Source organism: Rhodopseudomonas palustris (genome assembly GCF_013415845.1).
Taxonomy (GTDB): Bacteria; Pseudomonadota; Alphaproteobacteria; order Rhizobiales; family Xanthobacteraceae; genus Rhodopseudomonas; species Rhodopseudomonas palustris_F.
Map to the genome: position 1 here is coordinate 2,216,082 of NZ_CP058907.1, position 12,588 is coordinate 2,228,669.

A 12,588-nucleotide genomic window follows, 5' to 3' on the forward strand; every position below is an offset into this window, starting at 1 on the left:
TGCGATGAGCGCGTCGGCGCCCGTCACCATTCACCGCGTGGGGCAGCTCGACCTCTGGGTCGGTGATTATGCCTGGCCATTCGCAACGGCGCGCCGCAGCGACATCGACGCGCATTTCGAGCACCGGCGGGCGGAGCAGCCGAAGCTCTGGAACGGCCGCGTGCTGATGGCGCGCCGGCCGCAATTCGACGGCCCGTATTTCAGCGCCGAGTTCTTCGAAACCGACTTTGCCAGCTTCCTGTGCTGGCGCGAATGGGAGTTTCCGGACGCCTCGGTATTCAACGGCTTCGGCATGGGCGTGATCCGCGCCAGCGACGGCGCGATCCTGCTCGGCGAAATGGGCGCACACACTTCCAATGCCGGCCGGGTGTACTTCGCCGGCGGTACGCCGGATCCTTCTGACGTCCGCAACCGCCGGCTGGAGATGGCCTCCAGCGTGGCGCGAGAGGTCAAAGAAGAGACCGGGCTGACGCGGTTCGACTATCAAGCCGCCGATCACTGGCACTGCGTCGAGGCCGGCGCCTTCGTGGCGATGCTGCGAATTCTGGATGTCGATCAGCCCGGCGACGCGTTGAAGGCCCGGGTTGAAAAGCACCTGGCGCAGGAGGAACAGCCGGAGTTCAGCCGGATGCACTTGGTGCGGTCGAAGGACGATTTCCTGCCCTCGATGCCGCGCTTCGTCACCGCATTCCTGACGATGCTGCTGCGCGGTGAGGACTGATTATTTGCCGGCTCGTCATGGCCGGGATGAACCCGGCCATGACGGTCTTTTGGTTCGCGTCTCAGCTGTGCGCGTGGACGCCGAGGTCGTCGCGGGGGGTGATGCCGAGGCGGTTGAACAGCGCCCGGTCCTTGCTGTCGCCCGGGTTCGGGGTGGTCAGCAGGGTGTCGCCGATGAAGATCGAGTTGGCGCCGGCGAGGAAGCACAGCGCCTGCATCTCGTCGCTCATCGCGGTGCGGCCGGCAGCGAGGCGGACGTCCGACTTCGGCATCATGATCCGCGCCAGCGCGATGGTGCGGACGAATTCGAACGGATCGACCGGCGTCGCGGTCTTGGCGATCGGGGTGCCTTCGATCGGGATCAGCATGTTGATCGGCACGCTCTCCGGGTGCTGCGGCAGGTTGGCCAGCGTGCGCAGCATCTCGACGCGGTCGGTCGGCTTCTCGCCGAGGCCGAGGATGCCGCCGCAGCACACCTTGATGCCGGCGTCCTGCACCTTCTCCAGTGTGTCGAGGCGGTCGCCGAAGCTGCGGCTCTTCACCACCGAGGCGTAAAACTCTTCCGAGGTGTCGATGTTGTGGTTGTAGTAATCGAGGCCGGCGTCGGCGAGCTGCTTGGCCTGATCATCCGTCAGCATGCCGAGCGTCATGCAGGCTTCCATGCCGAGCGCCTTGACGCCCTTCACCATCTCGATCACCGGAGCCATGTCGCGCTCCTTCGGCGAGCGCCACGCCGCGCCCATGCAATAGCGCGTCGCGCCGGCGTCGCGAGCCGCCTTGGCGGCTTCGATCACCTTGGCCGGCTCCATCAGCTTGGAGGCGGGCAGGGCGGTGTCGTGATGGGCGGACTGGCTGCAATAGCCGCAATCCTCGGCGCAGCCGCCGGTCTTGACGTTGAGCAGCTGATTGCACTGCACCTGGTTGGGATCGAACGTCTGGCGGTGGATGGTCTGCGCCCGGAACATCAGATCGGCGAACGGCGCGTGATAGATCGCCGCGGCTTCCTCGCGGGTCCAGTCGTGGCGGATGGTGGGGCTGGCGGCGGCAAGCGTGGAATGGGCGATCGAGTTCAACGTCGGTGCTCCGGTCGGGGTCGTTCGGCTGGTGCACAGCCATAAGCGGTTTCGGCGGGTGAAGAAACCCATGGCGATGCAACGCCAGCCCGACCATGGTTTAGGTCAGGGTTTCTGACGCTTTATCAGGGCTTTTGCCCACGATTTGGCGTTGCGAAACAGTGGCGAGGTCGTTTACAAGACTAGCCGTTCGGTCCGTCGGACTCTTGCGTCAACCTAACGCTCTTTTAGCGGTTGTCGAAGACGATAGGACCCTGAAGGTGTCGGGAATGACGATTGGCAGCGGCAGCATCGGGATGGAAGGAACGGCGGTTACCGCCGCGTCCGCGATTCCGGCTGTGCTGATTCCGACCGCCGCCGCTTTCGAAGCGCTCGAGACCCTCGCGCTTGGCGGGCTGCTGCTTCTTAGCCGCCCCTGAGGGCCGTCTGGGCAGTTTTGCCTGGGCACTCAGGGGATCGCACGACAGCCAGCCCCTCATGCGCCCGCGCGGCGCCCCGACCAAAGGACATTTTTCATGACCACCACCACCCAGTCCGAACAGGACCGCGTCATCATTTTCGACACCACCTTGCGCGACGGCGAGCAGTGCCCCGGCGCCACCATGACGTTCGAGGAGAAGCTGAACGTCGCCCGGATGCTCGACGACATGGGTGTCGACGTGATCGAGGCCGGCTACCCGTTCGCCTCCGATGGTGACTTCGAAGCGGTGCACGAGATCGCCAAGCGTTCGAAGAATTCGGTGATTTGCGGTTTGTCGCGCGCCGCCCACAAGGACATCGACCGCTGCGCCGAGGCGATCAAGCCGGCCGAGCGCGGCCGCATCCACACCTTCCTGTCCACCTCGCCGGTGCACATGAAGTACAAGCTGCAGATGGAAGCCGCGCAGGTCTACGAGATGGTGATCTCGTCGGTGACGCGCGCGCGCAACCATACCGACGACGTCGAGTGGTCGGCCGAGGACGCCACCCGCACCGAGTTCGACTTCCTGTGCCGCTGCATCGAGGCGGCGATCAAAGCCGGCGCCACGACCATCAACCTGCCGGACACCGTCGGTTACGCGGTGCCGGAGGAGTATCGTGAGCTGTTCCGCAAGGTTCGCGAGACGGTGCCGAATTCCGACAAGGCGCGGTTCTCGGTCCACTGCCATAACGACCTGGGCATGGCGGTCGCCAATTCGATGGCCGGCGTCGCCGGCGGCGCGCGCCAGATCGAATGCACCATCAACGGCATCGGCGAGCGCGCTGGTAACGCCGCCTTGGAAGAGGTGGTGATGGCGATGCGGGTGCGGCAGGACAAGTTGCCGTACTGGAACCGGATCGAGACGACAATGCTGACTCACGCCTCGAAGACGGTGTCGGCCGCGACCTCGTTCCCGGTCCAGTACAACAAGGCGATCGTCGGCCGTAACGCGTTTGCGCACGAGAGCGGCATCCACCAGGACGGCATGATCAAGAACGCCCAGACCTACGAGATCATGACCCCGGAGACGGTGGGCGTGAAGGGCACCTCGCTGGTGATGGGTAAGCACTCCGGCCGCGCCGGCTTGATCCACAAGATGGAAGAGCTGGGCTACAAGCTGTCGCGCAACCAGATCGAGGACGTGTTCGTGCGGTTCAAGGCTTTGGCCGACCGCAAGAAGGACGTCTACGACGAGGACATCGAGGCGCTGGTCGACGAGCAACTGCTGCACGGCCAGGACCAGATCAAGCTGATGTCCTTGACGGTGATCGCCGGTACCCACGGCCCGCAGCGCGCCACCATGAAGCTGGACGTCGACGGCCAGATCCGGATCGAGGAAGCCGAAGGCAACGGCCCGGTGGATGCGGTGTTCAACTGCATCAAGGCGCTGGTGCCGCACGATGCCAAGCTGGAACTGTATCAGGTCCATGCCGTCACCGAGGGCACCGACGCGCAGGCGGAAGTGTCGGTTCGGCTGAGCCATGAAGGCCGCTCGATGACCGCGCGCGCGGCCGATCCCGACACCTTGGTGGCGTCGGCGAAGGCTTACCTGGGCGCGCTCAACAAGATCGTCGCCAAGCGTCAGCGTAGCGTTCGCGAAGATGCGCCGACGGTGGCGGTCGCCGGCTGATGCGTGAATAAGTCGCACAACCGCGGCTGACAGCTACAACTTCTGGAACGGTTCGAAAGGGCGATGCCGCTGTGCATCGCCCTTTTTCCGCGCTGCAGCAGTTGTTGACGGCGCCCCTGCGAAGGGGTAATAGCCTTTCGTAGTGCTTCTCTGTATTGGTGCGGCTGGTAATCGAACGGGGCGGGGACGCGGGTGCGTTCCTCATAAGGAATTGGGAGAAAACATGCGGAAATCCATTCTAGCACTCGCATCGATCGCCGTGTTCGGGCTCGTCGGCCCGGCGGCCGCGCAGTCGCCGATCGTCATCAAGTTCAGCCATGTGGTGGCGCCCAACACGCCGAAGGGCATGGCCGCCGACAAGTTCAAAGAGCTCGCCGAGAAGTACACCGACGGCAAGGTCAAGGTCGAAGTCTATCCGAACTCGCAGCTGTTCAAGGATAAGGAAGATCTCGACGCGCTGAAGCTCGGCGCCGTGCAGATGCTCGTGCCCTCGATCTCCAAGTTCGGTCCGGCCGGCGTCAAGGAATTCGAAGTCTTCGATCTGCCTTACATCCTGCCGGACATCGCCGCACTGCGGAAGGTGACCAACGGCCCGGTCGGCGCCAAGCTGTTCAAGCTGCTCGACTCCAAGGGCATGACCGGTCTCGCTTACTGGGACAACGGCTTCAAGATCATGAGCGCGAACAAGAAGCTGATCGCGCCGGAAGACTACAAGGGCCTGAAGTTCCGCATCCAGTCGTCGAAGGTGCTCGACGCCCAGTTCCGCGCGCTCGGCGCGATCCCGCAGGTGCTGGCGTTCTCCGAAGTGTATCAGGCGCTCCAGACCGGCGTTGTCGACGGCCAGGAGAACACGCCGTCGAACATGTACACCCAGAAGATGCACGAAGTGCAGAAGTACACCACCGTCACCAACCACGGCTACATCGGCTACGCGGTGATCGTGAACAAGCAGTTCTGGGACGGCATCCCGGCCGACGTCCGCGCGCAGCTCGACAAGGCGATGAAGGAAGCCACCGAATTCGGCAACAGCCAGTCGCAGAAGGAAAACGCGGAAGCCCTCGAGGAGATGAAGAAGTCGGGTAAGACCGAGATCATCACCCTGACGCCGGAGCAGAACCTCGCGATGCGCAAGGCGATGGCGCCGGTGTACGACGACGTCGGCGGCCGCGTCGGCAAGGCTCTGATCGAAGAGTTCATCAAGGAAAGCGGCGGCGGCCCGACCAAGTAACATTTGCGAACGGGCGCCCGCGTTCCGACGCGGGCGCCCTCTGCTTTTGCCGGACCGCAGGGGCTGCGGCACTGGAATCAAGCGACGGCCGTCTTCTCGTCCTCACCGCAGCGACCGGCCGATCCACAGGGGGAATCTATGGTCCTGCGCATCCTGGACAGGCTCGAGGAAATTCTGATTGCCACGATGATCGGCGGCGCCACGCTGCTGATCTTCATCGCGGTGATGCATCGCTATTTGGTTGGCATCCCATTCCTCTATCCGATCTTGTTTCCGATCGACCTGTCGTGGGCGCAGGAACTGTGCATCTACATGTTCGTGTGGATGGCGAAGTTCGGTGCCGCCTACGGCGTGCGCACCGGCATCCACGTCGGCGTCGACGTGCTGGTCAACGTGATGCGGCCGAACCTGCGCAAGGTGACGATCCTCTTCGGGTTGTTCTGCGGCGCGTTCTTCACCTTCATCATCGGCACGATGGGCGCCAAGTTCGTCTACGGCCTGATCGACACCAACCAGACCTCGCCGGATCTCGAGATCCCGAGCTGGATCGTCTATCTCTGCATTCCGCTCGGTTCCTATCTGATGTGCTTCCGCTTCCTCCAGGTCGCCTACCACTTCTGGCGCCATGATCATCTGCCGCATCACGACCACGGCCAGGTCGAGGGGATCGACGAACCGCATATGCCCGGGTCGGCGGCGGCAGCGGCGGAGGCCGTCCGATGAATACCGCAATCATCTTCGGGCTTCTCATCGCCCTGATGCTGACCGGCATGCCGATCTCGATCGCGCTCGGTCTCACCGTGCTGTCGTTCGTCGTGCTGATGACCAACGTGCCGATGGAAGCGGTGTCGTTGAAGCTGTTCACCGGCATCGAGAATTTCGAGATCATGGCGATCCCGTTCTTCATCCTCGCCGGCAACTTCCTGACCCACGGCGGCGTCGCCCGCCGTATGATCAACTTCGCCACCACGATGGTCGGCCACTGGTACGGCGGCCTCGGTCTCGCCGGCGTGATGGCCTGCGCGCTGTTCGCCGCGGTCTCGGGTTCCTCGCCCGCGACCGTGATTGCGATCGGCTCGATCATGCTGCCGGCGATGGTGAAGCAGGGCTTCCCGAAGCGGTTCGGCGCCGGCGTCATCACCACCTCCGGCGCGCTCGGCATCCTGATCCCGCCGTCGATCGTGATGGTGGTGTATGCGGTGGCGACCGGCGGCTCGATCGCGCTCGATCCGGACGGCAACCGCGTGTCGTCGGCTTCGGTCGGTCAGCTGTTCATGGCCGGCGTCATTCCCGGCATCATGCTGGCGTCGCTGCTCGGCCTCACCACCTTCTACCGCGCCTGGAAGAACGACTATCCGCGTCTGCCGAAGGCGAGCTGGGCGGAGCGGTTCGATGCGTTCCGCAAGTGCATCTGGGGCCTATTGCTGATCGTGATCGTGCTCGGCGGTATCTATGCCGGCATGTTTACGCCGACCGAAGCGGCGGCGATCAGTGCGGTGTACGCCTTCATCATCGCGGTGTTCGTCTATCGCGACATGGGCCTGCGGGACGTGCCGCGGGTGCTGCTGGGCTCGGCGAACATGAGCGCGATGATCCTCTACATCATCACCAACGCCGTGCTGTTCTCGTTCCTGATGGCCAACGAAAACATCCCGCAACAGATCGCGAGCTGGATGTCGACTGCGGGCGTGAATTGGGTCTGGTTCCTGCTGGTGGTCAACATCCTGCTGCTGCTCGCCGGCAACGTGATGGAAGCGACCTCGATCGTGTTGATCATGGCGCCGATCCTGTTCCCGGTAGCGGTGAAGCTCGGCATTCACCCCGTCCATCTCGGTATCCTGATGGTGGTGAACATGGAGGTCGGCATGTGTCACCCGCCGGTCGGCCTCAACCTCTACGTCGCCTCCGGCATCGCCAAAATGGGCATTACCGAGCTGACGGTGGCGGTAATGCCGTGGCTGCTCACCATGCTGGCGTTCCTGGCGTTGGTGACTTACGTGCCGGAGATTTCGCTGTGGCTGCCGCGGATGCTCGGCATGTTGTAGTTGGTGTCCGTTCGTTTCGGTCTGCTAACAGCACATTACATCTTGGTAAGACGGCCTCGTCTGTCCAATCGTTAAGTTGAAGCCGCGGGGCAGGGCGCTCATCTTCATGGCTACCTTTTGAAGGAGGTTGCCATGAAGAAGGTTCTGCTCGCCGGCGTCGCCGCGCTGGTGTTCGCCGGTTCGACGGCGGCTTACGCCGAGCATCGCGGCTGGTTCGATCATGGCCGGCACGCATTCAGCGCTCAGGATCGCAGCGCGTTCGCCGACGCCAAGATCGCGGCCGTAAAGGCGGGCCTGCAGCTCACCCCCGATCAGGAGAAGCTGTGGCCGCCGGTCGAGGCCGCGGTGAAGGATCTGGTCAAGCTGCGGATCGACCGTGCCCAGGCGCGGATGAAGGCACGCGACGACGACCGTGAGCCGCGTGACGTCGATCCGGTGGCGCGGCTGCGCGACCGCGCCGATTCGATGGCCGCGACCGCGGCGGCGATGAAGAAGATCGCCGATGCCGCCGACCCGCTCTACAAATCCCTCGACGACAACCAGAAGCGCCGGCTGCGGGTGCTGACCCGCATGGACGGCGGCTTCGGCTGGCGTCATCACGGCCACGGTTCCATGCACCGCGACCGGGACGGCGATGACGATCGCGGCCCGCGCTGGGAGCGCGGCGGCCGCGGCCCAATGATGGACCGCCACGGCCCGATGGACGATGGCGACGGCCCCAGCCGGCTCTAACCCGGACTTCGACGAGGATCTCCGGCGGGCCGCACTGCCCGCTGGAGGCCACTTCCAGATTCGCCTGACACCGCGCCTCCGACAACCGCCATGCGTCCTCGGGGGAGCACGAGCCGGCTGTTCTGTGGCTCTCGCCCTAGCGCGCATCGGATCGGGGGGACGAGGGGGCCGTCGGTGCGAGCGCGCGGCCGTCTTCGCCCGCTTCAAACCCGCTGAAACTGCAGCCGTTTTCGCGCCGCGAAGTTTCTCCCCACAGATGCGAAAAAAGTCGTCCGCATTGCTGGACATCCCCGGTGGGCTTTGCTAAACGACGCCGTCCCCGCAAGGGACCCAGCCGAAACGGCTGCGGGCGCATAGCTCAGTTGGTAGAGCAGCTGACTCTTAATCAGCGGGTCCTAGGTTCGAGCCCTAGTGCGCCCACCAATCAAAATCAAAGCGTTAGCCTTGGATTGGTGGTCACGATCTTAGAATGGATCGTGAAGTTTGCTGTTTGTTTTGCAATTTTTGTTCTTCAAACATTTCATTAGAGCCTAATTATGTCGTCCGACTCTCATCATCTGATTGCGACCGGCATCAATATCATCAGTGTAGCATCAGACGCGCCCACTTTGACGGTGAGAGTAAATCAGGCGATTCCATATTTGATGGGAGCAGCCCGATATTCCCGACTAGTTGGAGAGATTGAGTCTGCGAATGCCCAAGCGTCGTTCGGTCCGTTCTGGGACGAGATGCGAGACCATGCAGTCGCAGCTATCTTTTTTGCTGATGCTGCCCTGGAAAGCTATGCAAATGAATTGTTCGCAGACGGACGACACGTATTTCCAGCAGAATTTGTCCCAGGTCTCGATCTTTTGTGGAGCGAGCTTGAGAGACGAAAATCGACGCTCGATAAGCTTGATCTAGCCCTTTCGCTTCGAAATAAGCCAAAGCTTGATAGAAAGTCGAGGATTTTGAAGTCAGTCAACGCACTTGCGCGTCTTCGGAACGAAATGACTCATTTCAAACCAGAATGGTCCAACGAGCTAGACAAGCACCTAACTATTTCAGCGGCGCTGCAAGGATTCTTCCAACCCAATCGTTGGTTTTCCGGACAGCAGATATTTCCTAACGGTTGGATTGGACATAGTTGTACAAAATGGGCTGTCGAGACAGCGGTTGAGTTTCTCAAGCATTTTGAATTGCAAGCTGATCTTCCGGAGCGAACCAGATGGGATGATTGGCACGCTCGACTCGTTGCTTGATCATCCATACATGGCAACCATCCGCTCCATGGCCTGCTCAGCCAATTCGGCTTGACCGCGGAGATAGTGCGCCTTCAAGATCTCCTCGACGTCGCGCGGGCTCGGCGGGATGTTCGGATTCAGCTCCGACGGAATTGTCGGAACGAAGATGGTCGGCGACTATGCAATGCCGACGATCAGTTTTGACGGCGGCTGGTAGCGGTGCTGCGATGGCAGCTCGCCAACCCTGACTGACGTGATGAGATTTGGCTCATCGTCCAAACGATGGGCGTCTCGTCTCGTGCGTCTTGTTCCGAAGACTCTAGTCGAATGGCCGAGAGCCAACCGATTAGTTAGCGGTGGGTGGCCGTCCGAGCGCTCGCTCGCATCGATCGAAGTTTGCAGACGAAACCCGGAGATCTCGTCCGCGTCGCGCCTCGTCGCCACGAGGCTCGCCGATCTCACGCCAGACAAGAAAGTCTGAACCCTGTCACCATACTGTCACACAACGCGGCGAGAGAGTGTCGGCAATTCACGTGGGAACCCTCATGGACTACTTCAGGCGTTTCACCTTCCTGTTCTCGGCACCGACCTTCGATGCGGATGATCTCGAAGGCATTCGGTTCAATCAGATCGTCGCGGAGATCGAGCGGTCCGGCTTCGAGATCGTCAAGGCGCGCAAGCTGGAGGATGCCGAGATCGCGGTGCAGACCGACGCCGCGATCGGCTGCATGGTGGTCGACTGGGGCAAGAAGGGCCTCGAGGGCAAGACCGCCGCGCTGATCAACCTGATGCGCCGGCGCGGTCTCGATTTCCCGATCGTGCTACTGATCCGCCGCAAGAGGTTCGAGGAAGTGCCGGTCGAGGTGCTCGATTTCATCGACGGCTACGTGTTTCTGTCCGAGGAGACGCCGACCTTCATCGCCCGCAACCTGATCAGTCGGCTGAAGCAATATGCCGACACGCTGAAGACGCCGTTCTTCGGCGCGCTGGTCGACTATGCGGAGGAGGGCAACCAGCTCTGGACCTGCCCCGGCCACAACGGCGGCATGTTCTACAGCCGCAGCCCGATCGGGCGGGTGTTCATCGAGCATCTCGGCGAGGCGGTGTTCCGCGATGACCTCGATAATTCGGTGCTCGACCTCGGCGATCTGTTGACCCATGAGGGGCCGGCGCTGCGCGCGCAGAAGGAAGCCGCGCAGATCTTCGGTGCCGAGAAGACCTATTTCGTGCTCAACGGCACCTCGACCTCCAACAAGGTCGCCCTCGGCGCGCTCGTCTCCGACGGCGATCTGATCCTGTTCGATCGCAACAATCACAAGGCGGCCCATCACGGCGCGCTGATGATGGGCGGCGGCATTCCCGTCTACATTCCCACGGTTCGCAACGCCTGGGGCCTGATCGGGCCGATGGCGTGGGACGCGCTGGAAGAGACGGCGCTGCGCGAGTGCATCCGCAGCCATCCGCTGGTCAAGGATTCCGAAGCGTGGCGCAAGCCTCGCCCGTTCCGCGTCGCCGTGGTCGAACAGTGCACCTACGACGGCACCATCCACAGCGCCGAGATGATCCTGCGCCGCATCGGGCATTTGTGCGATTACATCCTGTTCGACGAAGCCTGGGCCGGCTTCATGAAGTTTCATCCGCTGTATGCCGGCCGCTTCGCGATGGGGCTGGCGAACCTCGGCGACGATGCGCCCGGCATCATCGCGACGCAGTCGACCCACAAGCAGCTCGCCAGTTTCTCCCAGGCGTCGCAGATCCACATCAAGGATCGCCACATCCGAGGCCAGAAGCGGCGGGTCGAGCATCGGCGCTTCAACGAGAGCTTCATGCAGCACGCCTCGACGTCGCCGTTCTATCCGCTGTTCGCCTCGCTCGATGTCGGCGCGCAGATGATGAAGGGCCGCTCCGGCGAAGTGCTGTGGGACGATACGATCCGGCTTGGCATCGAGCTGCGCAAGAAGATCCGCGCGGTGCGGAGGGAGTTCGAGGAGAAGGAGGCGCGGGCGGAGCGGCGCTGGTTCTTCGATCCGTTCGTGCCCGATCGGGTGACGATCGCGGACGCCGCCCGTGAAGGCGCGGTGCACGACGTCGCCTGGGAGGCCGTGAGCACCGACCAGCTCGCGACCGACCCGGCATTCTGGCAGATCGCGCCGGGCGCGGCCTGGCACGGCTTTGCCGATATGGCGCCTGGCTTCGCCATGACCGACCCGAACAAGCTGACGCTGCTGACGCCGGGCTTCGACCGCGCCACCGGCCGCTATGCCGAGCACGGCGTGCCGGCGCCGGTGGTGGCGCAATATCTGCGCGAGAACCGCATTGTTCCGGAAAAGAACGATCTCAACTCGCTGCTGTTTCTGCTGACGCCAGGCGTTGAGGCGAGCAAGGCCGGTACGCTGATCAGCGGCCTTGTCGCGTTCAAGAAGCTGCACGACGACAACGCGCCGCTCGACGAGGTGATCCCGGAATTCAGCCGGCGCCGGCCCGCGCGCTATGCCGGGGTCCGGCTGCGCGATTTGTGCGGGCAGATGCACCGGTTCTTCCGCGAAGCCGATGTCAGCGCGCTGCAGGCCAAGCAGTTTCTGCCCGAACATCTACCCGAGATCGCGATGTCCCCGCACGATGCAGCGCGCTGCCTGGTCCGCAACGACGTCGACTATCTGCCGATCAGTCAGATCGCGGGCCGGATCGCCACCACGCCGTTCGTGGTCTATCCGCCGGGGATCGCGACCATCGTGCCCGGCGAGCGGCTGAGCGAGCGAGCCAAGCCGATGCTCGATTACTTGCAGATGTTCGAGCGCAGCTTCAACGAATTCCCCGGCTTCGAAGTCGAGATCCAGGGCGTCTATCGCGAGTTCGACGAATCGGGCCGGATTCGTCTCTACACCTATGTCGTGGCCGAATAACCTGCCGTCTCCTGGAGTTGCCGTGGACGCCGCTTCGCCGATCCTGATCCGCTCCTCGCACGACGGCGACGTCGAGGCGATGCTCGACATCTATCGCTATTACATCCGGCGCGGCCTCGATGAGGGGATCGACGACCACGGCACGCCGCAGCCGGACGATCTGAAAGAGCGGCGCAAGAACTTGCGCAATCGTCGCTTCCCGCATCTGGTGGCGATCCGTGGTGAGACGGTTGTCGGCTACGCTTATGTGGTGCTGTTCCGGAAGAGGCCAGCCTATCGCTACACTCTCAAACACTCGATCTATGTGCATCCGGATCACCTCGGCAGCGGCATCGGCCGGCTATTGATGCACGAGCTGATCGATGCCTGCGCCGCGGCGGGCTTCCGGCAAATGATCGGCTATATCGACGCCGACAACGCCGCTTCGCTCGGTCTGCACCACAGCTTCGGCTTTGCCACAGTGGGGCGGCTGCCCGGCGTTGCCTATCGCTACGGCCGCTGGGCCGATACGGTGATGGTGCAGCGATCGCTCGGTGCGGGTGCGACCACGCCTCCTGTGGTTTGATCAGAGCTC

At 62.9% G+C, this 12,588-nt stretch carries 11 protein-coding genes and 1 tRNA gene; 11 read left to right on the forward strand and 1 reads right to left on the reverse strand.

Translation table 11 applies throughout. From position 1 onward, the window contains the following. Positions 1 to 4: 4 nt before the first annotated feature. Positions 5 to 721: an NUDIX hydrolase gene (locus HZF03_RS10150; protein ID WP_011157599.1), complete on the forward strand. Its 717-nt coding sequence runs from the start codon at positions 5 to 7 to the stop codon at positions 719 to 721. A gap of 61 nt (positions 722 to 782) precedes the next feature. On the opposite strand, the gene bioB is transcribed toward HZF03_RS10150, so the two are convergent. After that, positions 783 to 1,793, reverse strand: coding sequence for a biotin synthase BioB (gene bioB, locus HZF03_RS10155; RefSeq protein WP_011157600.1), 1,011 nt, complete (start codon positions 1,791 to 1,793; stop codon positions 783 to 785). Between the two features lie 269 nt (positions 1,794 to 2,062). Between bioB and HZF03_RS10160 the strand changes: the two genes are divergently transcribed. The 10 genes from HZF03_RS10160 (at position 2,063) to HZF03_RS10205 (ending at position 12,579) form a co-directional block, all read left to right on the forward strand. Continuing rightward, positions 2,063 to 2,212: a hypothetical protein gene (locus HZF03_RS10160; protein ID WP_158306660.1), complete on the forward strand. Its 150-nt coding sequence runs from the start codon at positions 2,063 to 2,065 to the stop codon at positions 2,210 to 2,212. 96 nt (positions 2,213 to 2,308) lie between these two features. Beyond that, positions 2,309 to 3,883: a 2-isopropylmalate synthase gene (locus tag HZF03_RS10165; RefSeq protein WP_012495562.1), complete on the forward strand. Its 1,575-nt coding sequence runs from the start codon at positions 2,309 to 2,311 to the stop codon at positions 3,881 to 3,883. Between the two features lie 223 nt (positions 3,884 to 4,106). Then, a complete protein-coding gene (locus tag HZF03_RS10170) occupies positions 4,107 to 5,111 on the forward strand; it encodes a TRAP transporter substrate-binding protein (protein WP_179906291.1) in 1,005 nt (334 codons plus the stop codon). Positions 5,112 to 5,249: 138 nt separating this feature from the next. Next, a complete protein-coding gene (locus HZF03_RS10175; protein ID WP_104512519.1) occupies positions 5,250 to 5,834 on the forward strand; it encodes a TRAP transporter small permease in 585 nt (194 codons plus the stop codon). Continuing rightward, complete coding sequence (locus tag HZF03_RS10180) at positions 5,831 to 7,156, forward strand: TRAP transporter large permease (RefSeq protein ID WP_011157604.1); 1,326 nt, start codon at positions 5,831 to 5,833, stop codon at positions 7,154 to 7,156. Before HZF03_RS10175 ends, HZF03_RS10180 begins: the two co-directional genes overlap by 4 nt. Positions 7,157 to 7,288: 132 nt before the next feature. After that, positions 7,289 to 7,888 carry a Spy/CpxP family protein refolding chaperone gene (locus tag HZF03_RS10185; RefSeq protein ID WP_011157605.1) on the forward strand — a complete coding sequence of 200 codons (600 nt, stop codon included), beginning with the start codon at positions 7,289 to 7,291 and terminating at the stop codon, positions 7,886 to 7,888. Positions 7,889 to 8,235: 347 nt separating this feature from the next. After that, positions 8,236 to 8,311: transfer RNA gene (locus HZF03_RS10190), tRNA-Lys, on the forward strand. A gap of 113 nt (positions 8,312 to 8,424) precedes the next feature. Further along, a complete protein-coding gene (locus HZF03_RS10195; protein ID WP_133303225.1) occupies positions 8,425 to 9,129 on the forward strand; it encodes a hypothetical protein in 705 nt (234 codons plus the stop codon). A gap of 527 nt (positions 9,130 to 9,656) precedes the next feature. Then, on the forward strand, positions 9,657 to 12,014 hold the full coding sequence (locus HZF03_RS10200) for an Orn/Lys/Arg family decarboxylase (protein ID WP_119017870.1): 2,358 nt from the start codon (positions 9,657 to 9,659) through the stop codon (positions 12,012 to 12,014). Then, a complete protein-coding gene (locus HZF03_RS10205; protein ID WP_119017871.1) occupies positions 11,998 to 12,579 on the forward strand; it encodes a GNAT family N-acetyltransferase in 582 nt (193 codons plus the stop codon). Before HZF03_RS10200 ends, HZF03_RS10205 begins: the two co-directional genes overlap by 17 nt. Positions 12,580 to 12,588 lie beyond the last annotated feature (9 nt).

Bases quoted from the DNA above. Each gene is read 5' to 3' on its own strand.
- HZF03_RS10150 (WP_011157599.1), top strand. From the start codon at position 5: ATGAGCGCGTCGGCGCCCGTCACCATTCACCGCGTGGGGCAGCTCGAC.
- HZF03_RS10160 (WP_158306660.1), top strand. From the start codon at position 2,063: ATGACGATTGGCAGCGGCAGCATCGGGATGGAAGGAACGGCGGTTACC.
- HZF03_RS10165 (WP_012495562.1), top strand. From the start codon at position 2,309: ATGACCACCACCACCCAGTCCGAACAGGACCGCGTCATCATTTTCGAC.
- HZF03_RS10170 (WP_179906291.1), top strand. From the start codon at position 4,107: ATGCGGAAATCCATTCTAGCACTCGCATCGATCGCCGTGTTCGGGCTC.
- HZF03_RS10175 (WP_104512519.1), top strand. From the start codon at position 5,250: ATGGTCCTGCGCATCCTGGACAGGCTCGAGGAAATTCTGATTGCCACG.
- HZF03_RS10180 (WP_011157604.1), top strand. From the start codon at position 5,831: ATGAATACCGCAATCATCTTCGGGCTTCTCATCGCCCTGATGCTGACC.
- HZF03_RS10185 (WP_011157605.1), top strand. From the start codon at position 7,289: ATGAAGAAGGTTCTGCTCGCCGGCGTCGCCGCGCTGGTGTTCGCCGGT.
- HZF03_RS10195 (WP_133303225.1), top strand. From the start codon at position 8,425: ATGTCGTCCGACTCTCATCATCTGATTGCGACCGGCATCAATATCATC.
- HZF03_RS10200 (WP_119017870.1), top strand. From the start codon at position 9,657: ATGGACTACTTCAGGCGTTTCACCTTCCTGTTCTCGGCACCGACCTTC.
- HZF03_RS10205 (WP_119017871.1), top strand. From the start codon at position 11,998: ATGTCGTGGCCGAATAACCTGCCGTCTCCTGGAGTTGCCGTGGACGCC.